This is a genomic window from Pseudonocardia sp. Ae150A_Ps1 (genome assembly GCF_001932315.1).
Taxonomy (GTDB): Bacteria; Actinomycetota; Actinomycetes; order Mycobacteriales; family Pseudonocardiaceae; genus Pseudonocardia.
In genome coordinates this window covers 1,104,582-1,123,638 of record NZ_MCIJ01000001.1, presented here as the reverse complement: position 1 = coordinate 1,123,638, position 19,057 = coordinate 1,104,582, and the positions used below count along the sequence as shown (strand labels likewise).

18 protein-coding genes are annotated in these 19,057 nt (G+C 73.7%); 11 read left to right on the top strand and 7 right to left on the bottom strand.

The window, feature by feature from the left end:
• Positions 1–903: 903 nt before the first annotated feature.
• On the bottom strand, positions 904–1,278 hold the full coding sequence (locus Ae150APs1_RS04865; RefSeq protein WP_075296075.1) for a nuclear transport factor 2 family protein: 375 nt from the start codon (positions 1,276–1,278) through the stop codon (positions 904–906).
• Positions 1,279–1,297: 19 nt separating this feature from the next.
• Positions 1,298–2,305, bottom strand: coding sequence for an LLM class flavin-dependent oxidoreductase (locus tag Ae150APs1_RS04860; protein WP_075296073.1), 1,008 nt, complete (start codon positions 2,303–2,305; stop codon positions 1,298–1,300).
• Positions 2,306–2,466: 161 nt separating this feature from the next.
• Here Ae150APs1_RS04860 and thrS point away from each other — a divergent pair, with 161 nt between their 5' ends.
• The 8 genes from thrS (at position 2,467) to Ae150APs1_RS04820 (ending at position 11,539) form a co-directional block, all read left to right on the top strand.
• Positions 2,467–4,515: a threonine--tRNA ligase gene (gene thrS / locus Ae150APs1_RS04855; RefSeq protein ID WP_075296071.1), complete on the top strand. Its 2,049-nt coding sequence runs from the start codon at positions 2,467–2,469 to the stop codon at positions 4,513–4,515.
• Positions 4,516–4,569: 54 nt separating this feature from the next.
• Complete coding sequence (locus tag Ae150APs1_RS04850) at positions 4,570–5,172, top strand: HIT domain-containing protein (protein ID WP_010232723.1); 603 nt, start codon at positions 4,570–4,572, stop codon at positions 5,170–5,172.
• A 43-nt stretch (positions 5,173–5,215) separates the two neighbouring features.
• Positions 5,216–5,830 (top strand): phosphatidylinositol phosphate synthase, encoded by a 615-nt coding sequence (gene pgsA, locus Ae150APs1_RS04845; RefSeq protein ID WP_075296069.1) that lies wholly within the window; start codon positions 5,216–5,218, stop codon positions 5,828–5,830.
• The gene (locus tag Ae150APs1_RS04840) at positions 5,823–6,749 is read left to right on the top strand and encodes a phosphatidylinositol mannoside acyltransferase (protein WP_060575667.1); all 927 of its coding nucleotides are present in this window, start codon (positions 5,823–5,825) and stop codon (positions 6,747–6,749) included. Before pgsA ends, Ae150APs1_RS04840 begins: the two co-directional genes overlap by 8 nt.
• A gap of 5 nt (positions 6,750–6,754) precedes the next feature.
• Entirely contained in the window at positions 6,755–7,918 is a 1,164-nt protein-coding gene (locus Ae150APs1_RS04835) for a glycosyltransferase family 4 protein (protein ID WP_075301689.1), read from the top strand.
• Positions 7,915–8,499, top strand: coding sequence for an NUDIX hydrolase (locus Ae150APs1_RS04830; RefSeq protein WP_227012572.1), 585 nt, complete (start codon positions 7,915–7,917; stop codon positions 8,497–8,499). The genes Ae150APs1_RS04835 and Ae150APs1_RS04830 overlap by 4 nt, the downstream gene beginning before the upstream one ends.
• A gap of 16 nt (positions 8,500–8,515) precedes the next feature.
• Positions 8,516–9,433, top strand: a complete 918-nt coding sequence (gene pdxS / locus Ae150APs1_RS04825; RefSeq protein ID WP_033199523.1) for a pyridoxal 5'-phosphate synthase lyase subunit PdxS — start codon at positions 8,516–8,518, stop codon at positions 9,431–9,433.
• Between the two features lie 891 nt (positions 9,434–10,324).
• Positions 10,325–11,539 (top strand): glycoside hydrolase family 16 protein, encoded by a 1,215-nt coding sequence (locus Ae150APs1_RS04820; protein ID WP_075324266.1) that lies wholly within the window; start codon positions 10,325–10,327, stop codon positions 11,537–11,539.
• On the opposite strand, the gene Ae150APs1_RS04815 is transcribed toward Ae150APs1_RS04820, so the two are convergent.
• On the bottom strand, positions 11,540–12,094 hold the full coding sequence (locus Ae150APs1_RS04815; RefSeq protein WP_010240436.1) for a helix-turn-helix domain-containing protein: 555 nt from the start codon (positions 12,092–12,094) through the stop codon (positions 11,540–11,542).
• A 54-nt stretch (positions 12,095–12,148) separates the two neighbouring features.
• Here Ae150APs1_RS04815 and Ae150APs1_RS04810 point away from each other — a divergent pair, with 54 nt between their 5' ends.
• Genes Ae150APs1_RS04810 through Ae150APs1_RS04800 form a run of 3 tightly spaced genes read left to right on the top strand, consistent with a single transcriptional unit; the run spans position 12,149 to position 14,685 of the window.
• Complete coding sequence (locus tag Ae150APs1_RS04810) at positions 12,149–12,856, top strand: AzlC family ABC transporter permease (RefSeq protein WP_075296065.1); 708 nt, start codon at positions 12,149–12,151, stop codon at positions 12,854–12,856.
• Positions 12,853–13,161, top strand: coding sequence for an AzlD domain-containing protein (locus tag Ae150APs1_RS04805; protein WP_075296063.1), 309 nt, complete (start codon positions 12,853–12,855; stop codon positions 13,159–13,161). The genes Ae150APs1_RS04810 and Ae150APs1_RS04805 overlap by 4 nt, the downstream gene beginning before the upstream one ends.
• Before the next feature lie 60 nt (positions 13,162–13,221).
• Entirely contained in the window at positions 13,222–14,685 is a 1,464-nt protein-coding gene (locus Ae150APs1_RS04800) for a DUF2867 domain-containing protein (RefSeq protein WP_060575670.1), read from the top strand.
• 4 nt (positions 14,686–14,689) lie between these two features.
• On the opposite strand, the gene ugpC is transcribed toward Ae150APs1_RS04800, so the two are convergent.
• From ugpC to Ae150APs1_RS04780, 4 genes are read right to left on the bottom strand one after another with little or no spacing between them, the layout of a single operon-like run.
• Complete coding sequence (gene ugpC, locus Ae150APs1_RS04795; RefSeq protein ID WP_010224895.1) at positions 14,690–15,931, bottom strand: sn-glycerol-3-phosphate ABC transporter ATP-binding protein UgpC; 1,242 nt, start codon at positions 15,929–15,931, stop codon at positions 14,690–14,692.
• Between the two features lie 35 nt (positions 15,932–15,966).
• On the bottom strand, positions 15,967–16,800 hold the full coding sequence (locus Ae150APs1_RS04790; protein ID WP_029239211.1) for a carbohydrate ABC transporter permease: 834 nt from the start codon (positions 16,798–16,800) through the stop codon (positions 15,967–15,969).
• A complete protein-coding gene (locus tag Ae150APs1_RS04785; protein WP_010224899.1) occupies positions 16,800–17,762 on the bottom strand; it encodes a sugar ABC transporter permease in 963 nt (320 codons plus the stop codon). Before Ae150APs1_RS04785 ends, Ae150APs1_RS04790 begins: the two co-directional genes overlap by 1 nt.
• A complete protein-coding gene (locus Ae150APs1_RS04780) occupies positions 17,759–19,030 on the bottom strand; it encodes an extracellular solute-binding protein (RefSeq protein WP_083679934.1) in 1,272 nt (423 codons plus the stop codon). The genes Ae150APs1_RS04785 and Ae150APs1_RS04780 overlap by 4 nt, the downstream gene beginning before the upstream one ends.
• Positions 19,031–19,057 lie beyond the last annotated feature (27 nt).

Sequence of the window (19,057 nt, the reverse complement as noted above, 5' to 3'; positions counted from 1 at the left end):
CGGTGCCAGGGTCACGCGGCACCGTCCCGCCGCGCACCCGCAGGCCCACCTTGGTCGTACCGCTGGTGCCGGTGGTCGGAGCGGCTCCGTCGGCCGCGCCGGTCCGCGCCGGTGCGCCGTCGGGTCCGTCGCCGTCGGGACGGCGGCGGGACGTCCGCGCGGAGTCCGCCGCGCCCGCGCCGGCCGGGCCCTCGTCGGTACGGGGGGCGGGACGGTCGCCCGCCGCGCGCCGCCCGGAGCCGTTCCCGCTGCCGCGCACGACGTCCTCGAAGGACTGCGGCCCCTCGTCGAAGGACTGCGGCCCCTCGGACGGACGCCCGTGCCGCCCGGCGCCACCGGACGTGGGCCCGCCGGACGGTGCAGGGGGACCGTGCCGGGGCGGGCGGCCCGAGTCCTCCCGGGCGACCTGGTCACTGCCGTGCCGTCCTCCCGGGCGTTCCTCGGTGCGGACGGATCGGGCGAAACCGTACGGATCGGACTCGTCGGCGGAGCGTCGGGACCGCGGGGGCGGGGGCGGGCCTGCGGTCAACCGCCTCTCCTCTCACGGTTCCGGCCGGTGGGGGCCGTCGGTCACGGGGTCCGGGCACGTGCGTGCTCGCCGGGTGAACGAGTTACCGGCGGGTTGCGATGTGCCCACCTGATCGACGTCACTCGAATGTCGGCACGTCATCAGGGTGGTGCGGCAGCGCGTGACCGAACGCCTCGGCCGGTGTCCGCCGCTCGCACCATCGTGCCTGCGCCGGGTGGACCAGGACGACGCCGCCGATCACCCCGTCGGGCAACGGACGTCTGACTGCGACGACGCGCCGGGCCCCGCGGGCCGGACGGCCGCGCACGCACGCGGCCACCGGACCACCGGGCGTCCGGACACGGTGAGCTGCACCCGGCGCCGGACTCGCACGGTCACCCGCCGAGGAGCGGGCCCATCCGGTCACGCAGCGCCTCGGCGGCGGACAGCGGCCGGACCAGGACGGTGAGCTCCCGGACGCGGCCGTCGTCGTCGAACCGGAGGAGATCGACGCCCTGCACCTCGCGGTCGCCCACGGTCGCGGCGAACTCGAGGACGTGCCCGTCCTCGCCGGCGAACTCCCCGACGTAGCGGAAGCCCTCGAACACCGTGACGACCGCGCCGAGGACGGCGCGCAGTGGCGCGCGGCCCCGGTAGGGACGGTGGACGACGGGGGAGCGGAACTCGACGTCGTCGGTGCACAGGTCCACGGCGGCGTCCGGGTCACCGGCCTCGATCGCGGACCGGAACCGGGCGGCGGTGTCGGTCATGGGCCCGATGATGCCGTGCTCACGCCGCGGTCGCGGCCCCCGGCATGCCGACGGCGCCGGCCAGCAGTTCGTAGGACCGCAGCCGGTCCTCGCCGCGGTAGGTCGCCGTCGTCACCATCAGCTCGTCGACGCCGGTGCGCGACACCAGCTCCTCGACCCCGGCCCGCACCGTCGCCGGGTCCCCGATGATCTGGTCGGCCTGCCGCTGCTCGACGAACGCGCGCGCCGCGTCCGTCCACTCGAAGGCGACGACCTCCTCGGGGCCGGGCAGCTCGCGCGGGTCACCGAGCCGCAGGTGCAGGAACTGCAGCGCGGAGGGCAGGGCGAGCTCGCGGGCGGCGTCGCCGGTCGGGGCGCAGAACACCGATGCGGCGATCATCGAGTACGGCTCGGACAGCATCGCCGAGGGCCGGAAGTGCTCCCGGTACAGCTCGAGTGCCGGCATCGTGTTGCGGGCCGAGAAGTGGTGCGCGAACGCGAACGGCAGCCCCAGCATGCCCGCGACCTTCGCCGAGTAGCCGGAGGAGCCGAGCAGCCACAGCGACGGCGCGTTGCCCTTCGCGGGCACCGCGAGCACGTCGGTGTCGCCCCGGAAGTACGAGGCCAGCTCGACGAGCTGGTCGGGGAAGTCGTCGGGGGCGTTCAGCTGCGCGGCGTCGATCCCGCGCAGCGCCGCGGCCGTCGCCGGGTCGGTGCCCGGCGCGCGCCCGAGACCGAGGTCGATGCGGTCCGGGTGCAGCGCCTCCAGCGTCCCGAACTGCTCGGCGACGACGAGGGGCCGGTGGTTGGGCAGCATCACCCCGCCCGAGCCGACCCGGATCCGCTCGGTCGCCCCGGCCAGGTGCGCGATCAGGACCGGTGGCGACGAGCTCGCGATCCCCGGCATCGCGTGGTGCTCGGCCACCCAGTAGCGCGTGAAGCCGAGCTCCTCGGCACGCTGCACCAGCCGGGTGCTGTGGGCCAGCGCGTCGGTGGCGGACGAGCCGTCGGACACGGGGACGAGATCGAGCACGGAGAGGGGGACCACGGTCGGCCCAACGCCACCCGCGCCGTGCGTCTTCCCGCGGGACCGCTCCCGCCGAACGTCACCGCCCGCGGAACCCGGTCGCAGCGCCCTACTAGCATCGACGCCACTCCACCGGGCTCCCCGGGGAGCCCACCGATCGTGACAGCCCTGGAGGCCGCACCGTGTCCGCACCGCCCGCCCCGCCCGCGTCCGCCCCGATCCGGGTGCCGGCCGGGACGACCGCCGGTGCGCGCATCCGGGAGGGCGGGCTGCCGACCAGCGGCCCGGAGGCGATCGTCGTCGTCCGCGACGCCGGCGGGACCCTGCGCGACCTGGCCTGGGCACCCGAGGCCGACACCGAGGTCGTCGCGGTCGCGGCGAACACCGACGAGGGCCGCAGCGTCATCCGGCACTCGGCGGCGCACGTGCTGGCCCAGGCCGTCCAGCAGCTGTTCCCGAAGGCCCGGCTGGGTATCGGCCCGCCGGTCACCGACGGCTTCTACTACGACTTCGACGTCGACACCCCCTTCACCCCCGAGGATCTGAAGAAGATCGAGTCGGCGATGAAGAAGATCGTGAAGGCGGGGCAGAAGTTCTCCCGGCGCCGGTTCGCCGACCGGGACGAGGCCCGTGCCGAGCTGGCGGACGAGCCCTACAAGCTGGAGCTGGTCGACCTCAAGGGCAGCGACGACTCCGAGGTCATGGAGGTCGACTCCTCGGGCGAGCTGACCGTCTACGACAACGTGCACGCCCACACCGGCGACGTCGTCTGGTCCGACCTGTGCCGTGGCCCGCACCTGCCGACCACGAAGTTCGTCCCGGCCTTCACCCTCACCCGGTCCGCGGCCGCGTACTGGCGCGGGGACCAGCGCAACGCGCAGCTGCAGCGCATCTACGGCACCGCGTGGGAGTCGCAGGAGGCGCAGGACGCCTACCTGGAGCGGGCCGCCGAGGCCGAGCGCCGCGACCACCGGCGCCTCGGCTCCGAGCTGGACCTGTTCAGCTTCCCGGACGAGATCGGCTCGGGCCTGCCGGTCTTCCACCCGAAGGGCGGCGTCGTCCGCAAGGAGCTGGAGGACCTCTCCCGGGAGCGGCACGCGGCGGCGGGCTACGAGTTCGTCTACACCCCGCACGCCACCAAGGGACAGCTGTTCGAGCTGTCCGGGCACCTCGACTGGTACGCCGACGGCATGTACCCGCCCATGCAGCTCGACGCCGAGTACGACGCCGAGGGGCAGCTCAAGCGGCCGGCGGTCGACTACTACCTCAAGCCGATGAACTGCCCGATGCACAACCTGATCTTCGCGTCGCGCGGGCGGTCGTACCGGGAGCTGCCGCTGCGGCTGTTCGAGTTCGGCACCGTCTACCGCTACGAGAAGTCCGGCGTCGTGCACGGCCTCACCCGGGCCCGCGGCTTCACCCAGGACGACGCGCACATCTACTGCACCCGCGACCAGATGCAGGACGAGATCCGCTCGCTGCTGCAGTTCGTGCTGGACCTGCTGCGCGACTACGGCCTCGACGACTTCTACCTGGAGCTCTCCACCCGCAACCCGGAGAAGTCGATCGGCTCCGACGAGCTCTGGGAGGAGGCCACCGACGCGCTGCGGGAGGCCGCCGGGAACTTCGGGCTGGAGCTCCGCGACGACCCGGGCGGCGGCGCGTTCTACGCGCCGAAGATCTCCGTGCAGGCCCGCGACGCGATCGGCCGCTACTGGCAGATGTCGACCATCCAGGTCGACCTGATGCTGCCGGACCGGTTCGAGCTGGAGTACACCGCAGGCGACGGTTCCCGGCAGCGCCCGGTGATGATCCACCGTGCGCTGTTCGGCTCGATCGAGCGGTTCTTCGGCGTGCTCACCGAGCACTACGCCGGCGCGTTCCCGGCCTGGCTGGCCCCGGTGCAGGTCGTCGGCATCCCGGTGACCGACACCCAGGAGGACTACGTCCGCGAGATCGCGGCGCGGCTGCGTGCGGAGGGCATCCGGATCGACGTCGACGCCGGCGACGACCGCATGCAGAAGAAGATCCGCACCCACACCCTGCAGAAGGTGCCGTTCCTGCTCCTCGCGGGCGGCCGCGACGTGGAGGCGGGCGCGGTCAGCTTCCGGTTCCGCGACGGCTCGCAGACCAACGGCGTGCCGGTCGACGACGCCGTCCGGTCGATCGTCGCGTGGGTGCGGTCGCGGACCAACACCTCGCCCGGCGCGGAGTCCTTCCAGCCCGCCTGAACCCCCGCCCGAACCCCGGACCGCGTCCCGGCCACCGACCCATAGGATCGGCCCATGGAGCAGGAGTGGGTCCCGCAGGAGGGGGTCGGGACGCCCGACGGGTTCGCCCGGCTCTGGACCCCGCACCGGCTGGCCTATATCAAAGGCGCCTCGGACACCGGCTGTCCGTTCTGCCGGATCGGCCGGGGCGAGACGATCGGTGAGCCCGGCGACGGCGCCGGGACCGGCACGGAGGCCGACGCGGACGCGGACAACCTCGTCGTCGCCCGCGGTGCCGAGGTGTTCGCGCTGCTCAACCTGCACCCGTACAACCCAGGGCACCTGATGGTGCTGCCGTACCGGCACGTCGCGGATCTGGAGGAGCTCACCGACTCCGAGACGGCGGAGCTGATGGACTTCACCCGCCAGGCCGTGGTGACGATGAAGAAGGTCGCGGCGCCGCACGCGTTCAACGTCGGGCTGAACCTCGGCCACGTGGCGGGCGGGTCGCTCGCCGAGCACATCCACCAGCACGTCGTGCCGCGGTGGGGCGGCGACGCGAACTTCATCGCGGTCGTCGGTCAGACGAAGGTGATCCCGCAGCTGCTCGCGGAGACCCGGTCGCAGCTCGCCGCGGCGTGGGAACCACCACGGCGCGCGACCCCCGGGGCCGACTAGGCTGGTCGCATCGGCCCGTCCGTGAGGGAGTACGTCGCCCACGATGCTCAATCTGTTCGCCCGCGGGCACGTCAACCGGCTCACCGACCCGGTGGGGCGCGCACTCGTCGCGCGTGGCGTCAGCCCGGACACGGTGACGGTGCTCGGCACCGTCGGCGCCGTCGCGTGCTCGGTGGGGTTCCTGCCCGCCGGATGGCTCGTCATCGGATCGGTGCTGGTCACGCTGTTCGTGCTGACCGACCTGATCGACGGGGCGATGGCCCGCGCCCGCGGCCACGGCACCCCGTTCGGGGCGGTGCTCGACTCCACCTGTGACCGGATGGTCGACGGTGCCCTCTTCGCGGGACTCGCCTGGTGGGCGCTGACCGCGGGGGACGAGCCGATCGCGGCGGGTGCCGCGCTGGTCGCCCTCGTCGGCGGGCAGATCGTGTCGTACGTGAAGGCCCGCGCCGAGTCGGTCGGGCTCACCGCCGAGGGTGGGCTGGTCGAGCGGGCGGAGCGGCTGATCCTCGGACTGCTCGGCGCGTTCCTGGCCGGGCTGGGCGTGCCGTACGCGCTGACCGTCGCGCTGGTCGTGCTGGCGATCGGGACGGTGGTGACCCTGGGCCAGCGGATCCTGGCCGTGCGGCGGAGCTCCCGCGAGGCGCCGCGTGCCTGACGCCGCCGATCCCGGCGCGGTCGAGCGGGTCCGGGAGGCGCTGGCGGGGGCCGGGTACGCGGCGGGCTGGGCGGTGGCCGGGCGGCTGCCGGCCGGCGTCGTCGGGCGGGTGTCCGACGCCGCCGCCGACCTCGCGACCCGGCGCGACGGCCCGGGGGTGCGACGGCTGCGGCAGAACCTGGCCAGGGTCCGCCCCGGTGCGACCCCCGCCGAGCTCGACGACCTGGTCGCCAGGGGGATGCGGAGCTACGCCCGTTACTGGCGGGAGGCGTTCGCGCTGCCGTCGCTCGACCCGGACGCGGTGCACGACGCGATGCACCCCCACGTGCACGGCATCGGGCCCTCGCTGGAAACGCTGCGGGCCGGTCGCGGCGTGCTCTACGCGCTGCCGCACTCCGGCAACTGGGACGTCGCGGGCGTCTACATGGTGCGCGAGCTCGCCCGGCTCGGGCTGGAGCCCGCCATCACGACGGTCGTGCAGCGGCTGCGCCCCGAGTCGCTGTTCCGGCGGTTCCTCGACTACCGCCGCTCGCTCGGCTTCGAGGTGGTGACGGCGGACGACCCGCGGACGGCGCACCGGGCGCTGACCGCGCGCCTGCGCTCGGGCGGCGTCGTGTGCCTGGTCGCCGACCGCGACCTGTCCGGGACCGGCGTCGAGGTCTCGTTCCTCGGCCGCCCCGCCCGCCTCCCCGCCGGGCCGGCCCGGCTGGCCCGCGCGACCGGCGCCGCCCTGCACCCGGCGTACGCGGTGTTCGCGGGTGACGCGTGGGGCGTGCACGTCGGCCCCGAGATCCCGGTCCCCGACCGGGCCGCCGAGGCGAAGGCGGTGCAGGCACTGGCGGACGCGTTCGGTGAGCTGATCGCCCGGCGCCCGGAGGACTGGCACATGCTCCAGCCGATCCGGGGCGTGCGGGCATGACGGCGCTGCGGATCGGGATGGTCTGCCCGTACTCCCTGGACGTGCCCGGGGGAGTGCAGCACCACGTCCTCGACCTCGCGGCCGCGCTGCGAGCCAGGGGGCACCGGGTGCACGTGCTGGCGCCGTCGGCCGGCCCGGCGCCGGAGTTCGTGACCCCGGTGGGCCGGGCGCTGGGCGTCCCCTACAACGGCTCGGTCGCCCGCGTCACGTTCGGCCCGCGCACCCACCTGCGCGCCCGGCGCTGGCTGGCCGAGCACGACTTCGACGTCCTGCACCTGCACGAACCCACGACGATCTCGGTGTCGGTGCTCGCCCTGCTCGCCGCCCGCGGCCCCATCGTCGTGACCTTCCACACCTCCACCGAGCGCTCCCGCGCGCTGGCCGCGTTCGGCGGGCTCCTGCGCCCCCTGATGGAGAAGGTGACGGCCCGGATCGCGGTGTCGGCCACCGCGCGGCGGGTGCAGGTCGAGCACCTCGGCGGCGACGCGACGGAGATCCCCAACGGCGTCGACGTCGCCCGGTTCGCCGACGGCCCCGCCCTCGACGACCTCGTCCCCGGCCTCCCGCCCGGCCGCCGGATCGGGTTCGTCGGGCGCTACGACGAGCCCCGCAAGGGCATGCCGGTGCTGCTCGACGCCCTGCGCCCGCTGGCCGCGGACCGGCCCGGCCTGCGGCTGCTCGTCGTCGGGCGCGGCGACGGCGACGCCCTGCTCCGCGCCGCCGGGCCCGGTCTGGCCGACCGCATCGACCTGCTCGGCCCCGTCGACGAGACCACCAAGGCGGCGGCGCTGCGCGCGTCGGAGGTGTTCTGCGCGCCGCACCGGGGCGGGGAGAGCTTCGGCATGGTGCTCACCGAGGCGATGGCCGCGGGCACCCCGGTCGTCGCCGGCGACATCGAGTCGTTCCGCCCGGTGCTCGGCGGCGCCGGCCGGCTCGTCCCGGCCGGGGACGCGGCCGCCCTCGGCCGTGCACTGGCCGGCCTCCTCGACGACGACGCGGCCCGCGCCGCGTCGGCCGCCGCCGGACGGTCCCGGGCCGCGCGGTACGACTGGGGCGTGGTCACGCAGGACGTGCTGCGGGTGTACCGGGCGGCGCTCGCCGCAGCGCCGCCCGCGCCGGACGGCGGCGGCCGGTCCGTCCCGGCCCGGTGGGGGAGCGCGCCGTCGTGAGCCCGCTGCTGTGGACGCTGGTGGTCGCGACGGTGCTGGTCGTGGCGGCCCTCACCGTGTGGTGCCGGACACGCGTCGCCCGGCTGCACCGGCTGCACGTCCGCGTCGACGCCGCCCGGGCCGGGCTCGGCACGGCCCTCGACGGACGCGCGGCGGTCGCGCTGCGGGTCGCCGACGCACTCGGGCCGGCCGCGCCCCCCGGGTTGCGCCACGCCGCGACGGCCGCTGCGGCGGGTTCCGCCCCGGCCGCCGACGGCCGCGACCCCGCCGGGAGCCGGGTCGCCCGTGAGACGGCGGAGAACACGCTGACCAGGCAACTCGCCGTCGTCGGGCCGGGGCGGCTGGCGCCGGCGCTGGAGGCGGAGCTCGGCGACGCCCAGCAGCTGGTGATCCTGGCGCGCCGGGTGCACAACGACGCCGTCCGCGACACCCGGGCACTGCGGTCGCGCCGGATGGTGCGCCGGCTGCGCCTGTACGGGACCGCCCCGGAGCCGGTGTACTTCGAGATCGCCGACCCGGAACCGGCGGCCGGTCCGCACGTCTCTGACGTAGACTCGGCGCGTTACCCGACTGTCATGTGAGGAGCTCCGATCACCCGTGTCCGCAGCCGATAACACCTTGGACGACGCCGGTCCGCAGCACGGCACCGCGCGGGTCAAGCGCGGTATGGCCGAGATGCTCAAGGGCGGCGTGATCATGGACGTGGTCACCCCGGAGCAGGCGAAGATCGCCGAGGACGCCGGCGCGGTGGCCGTGATGGCCCTCGAGCGCGTTCCCGCCGACATCCGCGCGAACGGCGGCGTCGCCCGCATGTCCGACCCGGACATGATCTCCGGCATCGTCGAGGCGGTGTCCATCCCGGTCATGGCCAAGGCGCGGATCGGGCACTTCGTCGAGGCGCAGGTCATCCAGTCGCTGGGTGTCGACTACATCGACGAGTCCGAGGTCCTCACGCCCGCCGACGAGGCGCACCACATCGACAAGTGGGCCTACACGGTGCCGTTCGTCTGCGGCGCCACCAACCTCGGTGAGGCGCTGCGCCGGATCTCCGAGGGCGCGGCGATGATCCGCTCGAAGGGCGAGGCCGGCACCGGCAACGTCGTCGAGGCGACCCGGCACATGCGGTCCATCCGCGCCGAGATCGGCCGGCTCGCGTCGCTGGACGCCGCCGAGCTCTACATCGCGGCCAAGGAGCTGCGGGCCCCGGTCGAGCTGGTCGCCGAGGTCGCGCGTTCCGGCAAGCTGCCGGTCGTGCTGTTCACCGCGGGCGGCATCGCCACCCCGGCCGACGCGGCGATGATGATGCAGCTCGGCGCCGAGGGCGTGTTCGTGGGCTCGGGCATCTTCAAGTCCGGCAACCCGTCGCAGCGTGCGTCGGCGATCGTGAAGGCCACGACCTTCCACGACGACCCGGACATGATCGCCAAGGTCTCCCGCGGCCTGGGCGAGGCGATGGTCGGCATCAACATCCCGGACATCCCGGAGGACCAGCGCTACGCCTCCCGCGGCTGGTAGTCCTCCGCACCGTCTCGACGAGCCCCGTCCGGCACCACGCCGGGCGGGGCTCTCGTCGTTCCCGGGGCGTCTCTCCCGGCGGATCCGAGCCCGCTCCGACCCGACCGTTGCGGGGTGAATACTCGGCCGAGTGAACAACTCCGTCACTCGGTCGCGGGGTGTGTCCGATTCGGGCACGTTCTGCACTCACTCGCGGGCAGGGTTGCCTACTCGATGTGATGACCTCGGGGCGCGTGGTGACTGTGTGGCGATTACGTTCCTATGCGAATCACGAGACCACTGGGGCGGAGGAGCCTGATGGGACGCTCTGTGCGAGTCGCGGCGGTCGCCGCCGCGATGATGATCAGCATCCCGGCCGCGGCGTTCGCCGACACCGGGACGACCGATCGACCGGGCGCGACGACGGCGGCCGTGGAGTGCCCCGCCCCGGGCGGTGCGCCCGGATCGGGCGGCTCGGGATCGGGGGACCCGGGGTCGGGCGGATCCGGATCGGGGAGCTCCGGTTCCGGTTCTGGTTCCGGGGACGACGGGGGCGCCGGGTCGGGGAAGCCCGGCGCCCCCGGGTCCGGGGACGACTCCGGTTCCGGCGGTGACTCGGGCTCCGGCGGCTCCGGTGGAGACTCGGCTCAGGGGGGCTCCGGCGGTGACGGCGGCTCGGGTGGCGACGGCGGCTCGGGTGGTGACAGCAGCTCGGGGGATGACGGCGGCTCGGGTGGTGGCTCCGGGTCCGGTGAGGGCGCCGCTGCCGGTGGTGCGTCGCCGGTCGCGCCGGGTGCGCCCGCCGGCGGTCCCGGAGCTCCCGCGGCGGGAGAGGGGCCCGGACGGGTCGCTCCCGGCGCCGCGGTTCCCGACGCTGCTCCTGGTCCGGCCGGCTCGGCTGCTGCGCCCGGGGTGTCCGCGCCCGGTGCCTCCGCTCCCGGCGCGCCGGCCCGGCCCGAGGCGGACGGTCCGGACGGCGACGACTCCGGCGGCGACGGCGGCGGTTCGGGTGGCGACCAGGGCTCGGGCGGCGACAGCGGTGGCGACAGCGGTTCCGGTGGCGACAGTGGTTCCGGCGGGGACGGCGCTTCCGGTGACGACGGCGGCGCGGGCGGCGATCAGGGCTCGGGCGGCAGTGACCAGGCCTCCGGCGGCGGCAGCGGTTCGGGCGGCGACCAGGGAGCCCCGGCCAACCAGAAGTCCGGTGACCAGGGCGGCGACGACCAGGCCGGCTCCGATCCCGCCGACTGCGGGACCGGTGGCGCCGCGGCCGCTCCGGCGGCTCCGCCCGCACCGGCGGCCCCGCCCGCCCCGGCTGACCCGAACGCCCCTCCGGCCGCGGCGTTCCCGGGTGCCGAGAGCAGCGCGGCCGTCGCACGGAACTGGGGACAGCCGAACAAGGTCGACGACTTCGACGGCGACACCATCCAGGGCTGGAACATGTACGGCGGCGAGGGGCACGGCGGCGAGGGCCGTCGCTCCCCGGAGGCGGCGTCGGTGAAGGACGGCATCCTCACCATCAACGGCGACGCCGAGGGCACCACCGGCGGGATGGCCTGGTCCGAGGGCAGCCAGAAGTACGGCCGCTGGGAGGGCCGGGTGCGGGCTCCCGCGTCGGACCCGTCGTACAACGCGCTGCTCCTGCTCTGGCCGACCGCCGAGAACTTCCCGGTCGGTGGCGAGGTCGACTTCATGGAGATGACCGACCACACCCGGCAGAAGACCGAGCTGTTCCTGCACTACGGCGAGGACAACAGCCAGGTGCAGGGCTCGGTCGACATCGACGCGACGCAGTGGCACAACTGGGCGGTCGAGTGGCGGCCGGACGGGATCACCGCGTTCGTCGACGGCAAGGAGTGGTGGCACACCGACGACACGTCGATCCTGCCGCCCGGCCCGATGCACCTGACCATCCAGCTCGACTGGTTCCCGAAGGGAGGCGGCGACGTCAAGCCGTCGCTGATGGAGGTCGACTGGGTCCGTCAGTACCCGCTGCCCGAGACCGAGCCCGGCGGGGGTGCCCCGGGCAACGACGAGGGGCTCGTCGACGGTCTGCTGAACCGGATCACCGAGGGGACCCCGGACCGGGCGCCCGGGGCGGCGACCCGCGGCCCGAGCGGGACCTGATCACCGGTACTCCATGACCAGGACGGCGGCCGCCCCCTCGGTCAGGGCGCGGTAGCCGTGGGGCCGGTCGGCGGGGAAGGTGACGTAGTCACCGGGGTCGAGCTCGACCTCCTCGCCGGCCGGCCCGACGTGCCACCGGCCCGCGGAGACGATCAGGTGCTCGACCGTCCCGGGGGAGTGGGCGTGCGCCTCGCGGGGCTCACCCGGGCCGGACGTGACCACGTGCAGGTCCCGCCGGGCGCCCGGTGGGCACGGCGACAGCAGGGCCGCGGCGAACGGCGAGTCCTCGGAGCGGATCAGGCGCCGCTCGCCGGACCGGACCACCCGCACCGGCGACGACGGTGGCTCCACCAGCGTGCTGAACGGCACCCCGGCGACGACGGCGATCGCCCACAGCGTCTCCACGCTCGGGTTCCCCGTCCCCGCCTCGAGCTGCGACAACGTCGACTTCGCGATCCCGGCGCGGCGCGCGAGCTCGGCCGAGGAGATCCCCAGGCGCTCGCGTTCCCGGCGGATGGCGGCGGCGATCGCCGCCAGTGGTGGCGTTCGTTCCATCGGTCCTCACGTTCGGCTTGACGAACGATGTGCAGTGCGTTCACTGTAGCGGCCATGCGTTCGGTGCAGCGAACACGGCGCGCGGAGTCCCGGTCGGACCTCCGCGACGCCGTCACGATCTCGGTCGCGGTCGGCGTCGTCGGGGTGTCGTTCGGTGCGCTCGCCCCGGCGGCGGGCCTGTCGCCCGCCATGACGATGGCGATGTCGGCCCTGGTCTTCGCCGGTGGCGCGCAGCTGCTGGTCACCGGGGTGCTGGCGGCCGGGAGCGGGATCTGGGCGGCCGTCGCGGCCGGGCTCGTGCTGAACCTGCGGCACCTGCCGTTCGGGCTGGCGCTGGCCCGCCACGTCGGCGGCGGCTGGTCCCGCGTCCCGGCCGCGCACGTGATCACCGACGAGTCGACGGCGTTCGTCCTGGCCCGGACCACGGGATCCGAGGGTCGGGCACGCCGGGCGTTCTGGACGCTCGGTGTGATCAAGTACGGGTGCTGGCAGCTCGGCACCGCCGGTGGCCTGCTGCTGGGGGCCGTGGTGCCGGACCCGTCGGCGTTCGGCCTGGACGCGGCGTTCCCGGCGGCGCTGCTCGCGATGCTCGTCCCGATGCTGCGCCGGATCGACGCCGTACGGGTCGCGGGTGCCGCCGCCGCCGTCTCGCTGGCGTGCGCGCCGTTCCTGCCGGCGGGTGTCCCGGTGCTCGCCGGGCTGCTCGGGGCCGGGGCGGCCGGACGTCCGGCCGAGGAACCCGTCCCCGGTGGTGGGCGATGACCGCGGCCGCGCTGCTCGTCCTGGCCGGTGGCACCTTCGCGATGCGGCTGCTCCCGCTGCTGCTCCACGGCCGGGTCGGCTTCTCCGGCCGGACGGTCCGGCTCGTCGAGCTCGGCGCCGTGGCGCTGCTGGTCGCGCTCGTCGCGACCGGCACCTGGTTCGAGGGCGCGGAGTTCGCCGGCTGGGCCCGGCCCGCCGGCGTCGCGGTGGCCGCCGTCGCGATCTGGCGCCGGGTGCCGTTCGTGCTGGTCGTGGTGCTCGCCGCCGGGACGACGGCCGCCCTCCGCCTCGCCGGCCTGCCCTGAGCGGGCCACCGGTGCGGTCCCACCGCGCGCGGTGGGCCTGCTGCGGCGAGGATCGTCGGCATGCACGTCCTCGTCGTCGGCGCCACCGGCTACATCGGTTCGCGTCTCGTCCCGCGCCTGCTCGACGCCGGTCACGACGTCCGCGTCCTGGCCCGCACCCCGGGCCGGGTCGCGGCGCACCCGTGGGCCGGGCGGGTCGACGTCGTCCCGGGGGACGCCCAGGACCCCGCCGACGTGACCCGTGCCTGCACGGGGACCGACGCCGTCGTCCACCTGGTGCACGCCATGGACGGCCCCGGCTACGCCGACCGCGACCGGGCGGCGGCGCACGCGCTGGCCGACGGCGCCGCCGCCGCGGGCGTCCGCCGGATCGTGTACCTGGGCGGGCTGCAGCCCGATGACGACGCCCGCCGCGTCTCGACGCACCTGCGGTCCCGCCGCGAGGTCGGCGACATCCTGCTGGCCGGACCAGTGCCCGCGGCCGTCCTGCGGGCCGGGATCGTGGTCGGCACCGGGTCGGCGAGCTTCGAGATGATCCGCCACCTCACCGAGACCGCGATGGGCGGCCCGCCGGTGCTGCCGCTGCCGGACCGGGCGTGGAACCGGATCCAGCCGGTCGCCGTCGACGACGTGCTGCACGCCCTCGCCGGCTGCCTCGACCTGCCGGACGACGTGGACCGGGCCTTCGACATCGGTGGACCGGACGTCCTCACCTACCGCGGCCTCATGAGCGGTTACGCCGCCGAGGCCGGGCTGGTGCGGCCGTTCCCGCTGCCGGTACCGCTGTCCGCGCCGCGGCTCACCGCCCGTGCCGTCGCCGCGCTCACCCCGGTCGCCCGCGGGCTCGCCGAGCCGCTCGTCGAGTCCATGCGGCACGAGCTCGTCGCCGACCCCGGCGACATCGCCGCCCTCGACGCCCTGATCGGTCCGCCGCCCGGTGGTCACACGCCGTACCGGACGGCGGTCCGCCGCGCGCTCGACGGCGTCGGCGACGCCGGTCCCGGCCCCGCCGACGCCCCCGGCAGCGGGCCGGTGTCCTGGGAGACGACCGACACCCAGGAGGTCGACGCCCCGGCCGCGGCGGTGTGGTCGGTCGTCGAGACCCTGGGCGGCGAGCACGGCTGGTACACCGTCCCCGGCACGGCGACCCTGACCGGGGTCCTCGACGTGCTCGCGGGTGGACCGGGGAACCTGCCGCGCCGGCACTCCACCGGCCCGCCCCGCCTTGTCACCGGGGAACCGCTGGACCGCTGGGTGATCGAGACCGTCGAGCCCGGTGCCCGGCTGGTGCTGCGCGCGGCGTCCCGGCTACCGGGCACCGCACACCTGGAGCTGCGGGTCCGCCCGACCGGACGCCTGACCAGCCGCTACGAGCAGACCCTCCGGTTCCGCCCGCACGGGCTCGCCGGACGGCTGGCGTGGCTGGCGGCGTACCCGACCCAGCGGTTCGTGTTCGCGGTGATGGCGCAGACGCTGACCGGTGTCGCCGGAACCCGCTACCGCCGGACCGTCCGCGCCCTCTGACCCGTCAGGAGGCCTCGCCCCGGGCCTGGGCCACCTGCTCCGCGCGGTCCTCGGCCGCGATCCGGGTCAGCTCGGCACCGGCGTCGGAGTCGCGGGTGAGGTTCTCGCCGGACTCCGGGTCGAACACGTGGATCTTCCGCGCGTCCAGCCAGAACTCGGCCTCCCGGCCCTCCCGGATCCGGCTCGTCGAGTCGATCGACACGATCGCCTGGGTCCGCAGCTGGTCGGAGTCGAGCTCGCGGGACAGCTCCTTGAGCTTCGCGTCGACCTCGGCGGGCGCCTCGTACGGGATGTAGGCGAACTGCGAGTCGCCCAGCCACTCGGTGACGTCGACCTTCGCGGTGAAGGTCGAGCCGACGTGCTTCTTGGCGTCGTCGACCAGCGACGCGTCCTCGAAGTACTCCGGCCGGATCCCCACCAGCACCAGTTCCTTGCCCTGCACCTTCCCGGCGCGGGCGGCGTCGAGCTCGATCGGCCCGAACGGTGTCTCCAGGGTGTTCCCGGAGACCGTCGCGGGGAGGAAGTTCATCGGGGGCGACCCGATGAAGCCGGCGACGAACAGGTTGACCGGCTGCTCGTAGAGCTCGCGCGGCGAGGCGACCTGCTGGATGACGCCCTTGCGCAGCACGCAGACCCGGTCGCCGAGGGTCATCGCCTCGGTCTGGTCGTGCGTGACGTACACCGTGGTGATGCCGAGGCGGCGCTGCAGCCGGGCGATCTCGGTCCGCATCTGGCCGCGCAGCTTGGCGTCCAGGTTGGACAGCGGCTCGTCGAAGAGGAACGCGTCCGCGTCCCGGACGATCGCGCGGCCCATCGCGACGCGCTGGCGCTGGCCGCCGGACAGGTTGGCCGGCTTGCGCTGCAGGTGCTCGTGCAGCTCCAGGACGCCCGCGGCGTCGTTCACCTTCTTCTGCACCTCGTCCTCGGGCGCCTTGGCCAGGCGCAGCGGGAACGCGATGTTCTCGAAGACCGACAGGTGCGGGTAGAGCGCGTAGTTCTGGAACACCATCGACAGGTTCCGGTCGCGCGGGGCCTTCTCGTTGACCCGGGTGCCGTTGATGACCATGTCCCCGGAGCTGATGTCCTCCAGGCCCACGATCATGCGGAGCAGGGTCGACTTCCCGCAGCCGGACGGGCCGACGAGGATCATGAACTCGCCGTCGGCGATGTCCATGCTCACGTCGTTCACGGCCGGGAAGCCGTCCCCGTACTTCTTGACGATGTTCTTCATCTCGATCGACGCCATGGCCGGTCGGTTCCTTTCTCCTGAGTACGGGGTTCTCAGCCCTTGACGGCGCCGTTGGTCAGACCGGCGACGATCCGCCGCTGGAAGATCAGGACGAGGACGACGACGGGGATGGTCACGATCACCGCCGCGGCCGCGATCGGGCCGTTCGGCGACTCGAACTGGGAGGCGCCGGAGAACAGCCCCAGTGCCGCGGGCACGGGGCGGGACGCGCTGGTGGAGGTCAGCGAGATCCCGTAGGCGAAGTCGTTCCAGGCGATGAAGAACGCGATGATCGCCGTCGTGAACACGCCGGGTGTCGCCAGCGGGACGATCACCTTCCGGAACGCCTGCCAGGTCGTCGCCCCGTCCACCTGCGCGGCCTGCTCCATCTCCCACGGGATCTCGCGGAAGAACGCCGACATCGTCCAGATCGACAGCGGCAGGGTCAGCGACAGGTAGGGGATGATCAGGCCGGGCCAGGTGTCGTAGAGCCCGATCTGGCGCCACAGGTTGAACAGCGGCGTGACGATCGAGATGACCGGGAAGATCGCCACCGCGAGTGCGGTGGAGAGGATCAGCTTCTTGCCGCTGAAGTCGAGCCGGGCGATCGCGTAGGCGGCGAACATCGACAGCACGCAGGCGATGAACGTCGCGATCAGCACGATGCCGAACGAGTTCCGCAGCGCGGGCAGGAACAGCTCGGCGGCGTCACCGACCAGGATCTGCTCGTAGTTCTCCCAGGACAGCGCCGTCGGGAGGAACTGGCCGTTCGCGATGTCGTCGGACGACTTCAGCGACAGCGACACGATCCAGCCCACCGGGAACAGCGCGTAGATCACGATCGCGACACCGGCGACGATCCACAGGACCTTCTCGCGGGTGGACATCACTTCTCCCCTCGGGCCTGGGACAGGTCGACCTTGAAGCCCTTGATGAATCCGACGCAGATGACGACCACCGACAGGAAGAGCAGCACCGACACCGCGGAGCCGAGCCCGATCTCCACCCGGGCGATCGTCTGCCGGTACGCCAGGAACGAGACCGTCTCGGTGTCGTTGGCGCCGTTCGTCATCACGAAGACCGTGTCGAACACCCGGAACGCGTCCAGGGTGCGGAACAGCAGGGCCACCATGATGGCGGCCTTCATGTTCGGGATGGTCACCTTCCACATCCGCTGCCACCAGGTCGCGCCGTCGACGCGGGCGGCCTCCTGCAGGACGTCCGGCACCTGGGCGAGGCCGGCCAGCAGCAGCAGCGAGATGAAGGGCGTCGTCTTCCAGATCTCCGCCAGGCAGATCACGAACAGCGACGAGAACGTCCCGCCGAACCAGTCGGTGTCCGCGGCGACGCCGGGCACCCAGTCGAACCACGAGTTCACGAACCCGGAGTCCAGCGAGAACGCGTACTGCCAGGCGAACGCCGAGACGACCGTGATCACGGCGTACGGGATGAGGATCGCGGCCCGCAGCACCGGCCGGATGGCCTTGAGCGCGTTCATCATCACCAGGGCGAGGGCGAAGCCCAGCACCAGCTCGACCGCGACCGTGACCACGGTGATGAACACGGTGACGCCGAACGAGATCCACCAGATCTCGTCGGTCAGGATCACCGCGTAGTTGTTCAGCCCGACGAACGAGATGTTGTCCGGGTCGGTCAGCCGGTAGTCGAACAGCGAGTACCAGACCGCCTGCACGATCGGGTACGCGGTGACCAGCAGCATGACGGCGAACGCGGGGCCGGCCAGCATCCAGCCGAGCCGCTGCTCGGACCGGGCCCGGTCGCTCGGGTCGCGACCGGCCGGGGAGGCCGCGGTGTCCCCGGTACCGGGCTTCACCGACGTCGTGGTCACAGCAGTTCCTCCTTCGCCAGGACCGCCTTGATCAGGGCGGCGGTCGCCGGGCCGACGCCGGGCGGGTCGATGCCCGCGGTCGGGTGGTAGTTGCGCTGGATCGACTCCGAGACCTCGCTGTAGTACGCGGTCTGCGGGCGGGGCTTCGCCTGCTGCAGCGACTGTGCGATCACCGGCGCCATCGGGAACTCCTCCACGACCTCGGGGTCGGTGAACACCGACGTCTTGGCCGCGGGGTTGCCGTTGGTGAGGAAGTACTGCTTCTGGTTCTCCTCGGACACGATGCACTCGGTGGCGTCGTAGGCCAGGTCGACGTGCGGGCTGAACGCGCCGACGCCCAGGTTGATCCCGCCGTACGGCGGGGCGGCCGGGGTGCCGGCGGTGACCTGCGGGTAGATCGCCCACCCGAAGTCGTCCAGTGTGGCCTGGTCGACGGTGCCGTCCTCGACGGCGCTCTTCACCTTGCCCCAGACGAACGGCCAGTTCACCTGGAACATCGCGTCACCGGCCTGGAACGCGTTGGAGTTCTCGTCCTCCGACGCGGTCGAGAAGCCCGGCCCGCCGGCGGCGGAGACGTTCTTCATGATCTCGGCGGCCTTCGTCGCGGCCGGCGAGTCCAGCCCCAGCTCGACGCCCTCGGGGTCCTCCGGGGAGGGGTTGGTGACGATCTCCCCGCCGCCCGACTCCACCAGCGCGTTGAGCCACACGGTGAGCGACTCGGCGCGGATGCCCTGCGCGGCGATCGTCGAGTTCTGCCGCTGCGCCGCGGCGATCACCTGGTCCCAGGTGACGGGCTTCGACATGTCGAGACCGGTGGCCGCGACCTGCGACGTGCGGTACCAGAGCAGCTGGGTGTTGGCCCAGAACGGGACGGTCACGAGCTCGCCGTTCCAGCTCGCGCCCTCCTTCGCCGAGTTCACGACGCCGGCCGTGGTGCGCTGCGCGACGTCCTGCGGGACGGGGGCGAGGAAGCCGGCCTCGGCGAACTCGGGGATGTAGGGCGGGTCGATCGACATGATGTCGATCGAGCTGTCGTTGGCGGCGAGCCGTCGGATCAGCTGCTGCCGTTGCTCGGAGGACTGGCGCGGCAGGGTCGAGACCTCGATCCGGTACGCCCCGTTCGACGCCGCGGTGCAGGCGGCCGCGATCTCGGCCTGCCCGCCGTCGTCGGGGTTGATGTACCAGTTCAGGACGGGTGGGCCCGCGGGTGCACCCCCGCAGCCGGCCAGGCCGACGAGTGCGGCTGCGGCCACACCGGCGGCCAGCACCCTTCTCCACCGTGCGTGACGCATGGT

What these genes read in the sequence shown, in the direction of transcription:
- Ae150APs1_RS04865 (WP_075296075.1), bottom strand. Translation starts at nt 1,278, where the DNA reads ATGACCGACACCGCCGCCCGGTTCCGGTCCGCGATCGAGGCCGGTGAC.
- Ae150APs1_RS04850 (WP_010232723.1), top strand. Translation starts at nt 4,570, where the DNA reads ATGGAGCAGGAGTGGGTCCCGCAGGAGGGGGTCGGGACGCCCGACGGG.
- pgsA (WP_075296069.1), top strand. Translation starts at nt 5,216, where the DNA reads ATGCTCAATCTGTTCGCCCGCGGGCACGTCAACCGGCTCACCGACCCG.
- Ae150APs1_RS04815 (WP_010240436.1), bottom strand. Translation starts at nt 12,094, where the DNA reads ATGGAACGAACGCCACCACTGGCGGCGATCGCCGCCGCCATCCGCCGG.
- Ae150APs1_RS04810 (WP_075296065.1), top strand. Translation starts at nt 12,149, where the DNA reads ATGCGTTCGGTGCAGCGAACACGGCGCGCGGAGTCCCGGTCGGACCTC.
- Ae150APs1_RS04805 (WP_075296063.1), top strand. Translation starts at nt 12,853, where the DNA reads ATGACCGCGGCCGCGCTGCTCGTCCTGGCCGGTGGCACCTTCGCGATG.
- Ae150APs1_RS04800 (WP_060575670.1), top strand. Translation starts at nt 13,222, where the DNA reads ATGCACGTCCTCGTCGTCGGCGCCACCGGCTACATCGGTTCGCGTCTC.
- ugpC (WP_010224895.1), bottom strand. Translation starts at nt 15,931, where the DNA reads ATGGCGTCGATCGAGATGAAGAACATCGTCAAGAAGTACGGGGACGGC.
- Ae150APs1_RS04790 (WP_029239211.1), bottom strand. Translation starts at nt 16,800, where the DNA reads ATGTCCACCCGCGAGAAGGTCCTGTGGATCGTCGCCGGTGTCGCGATC.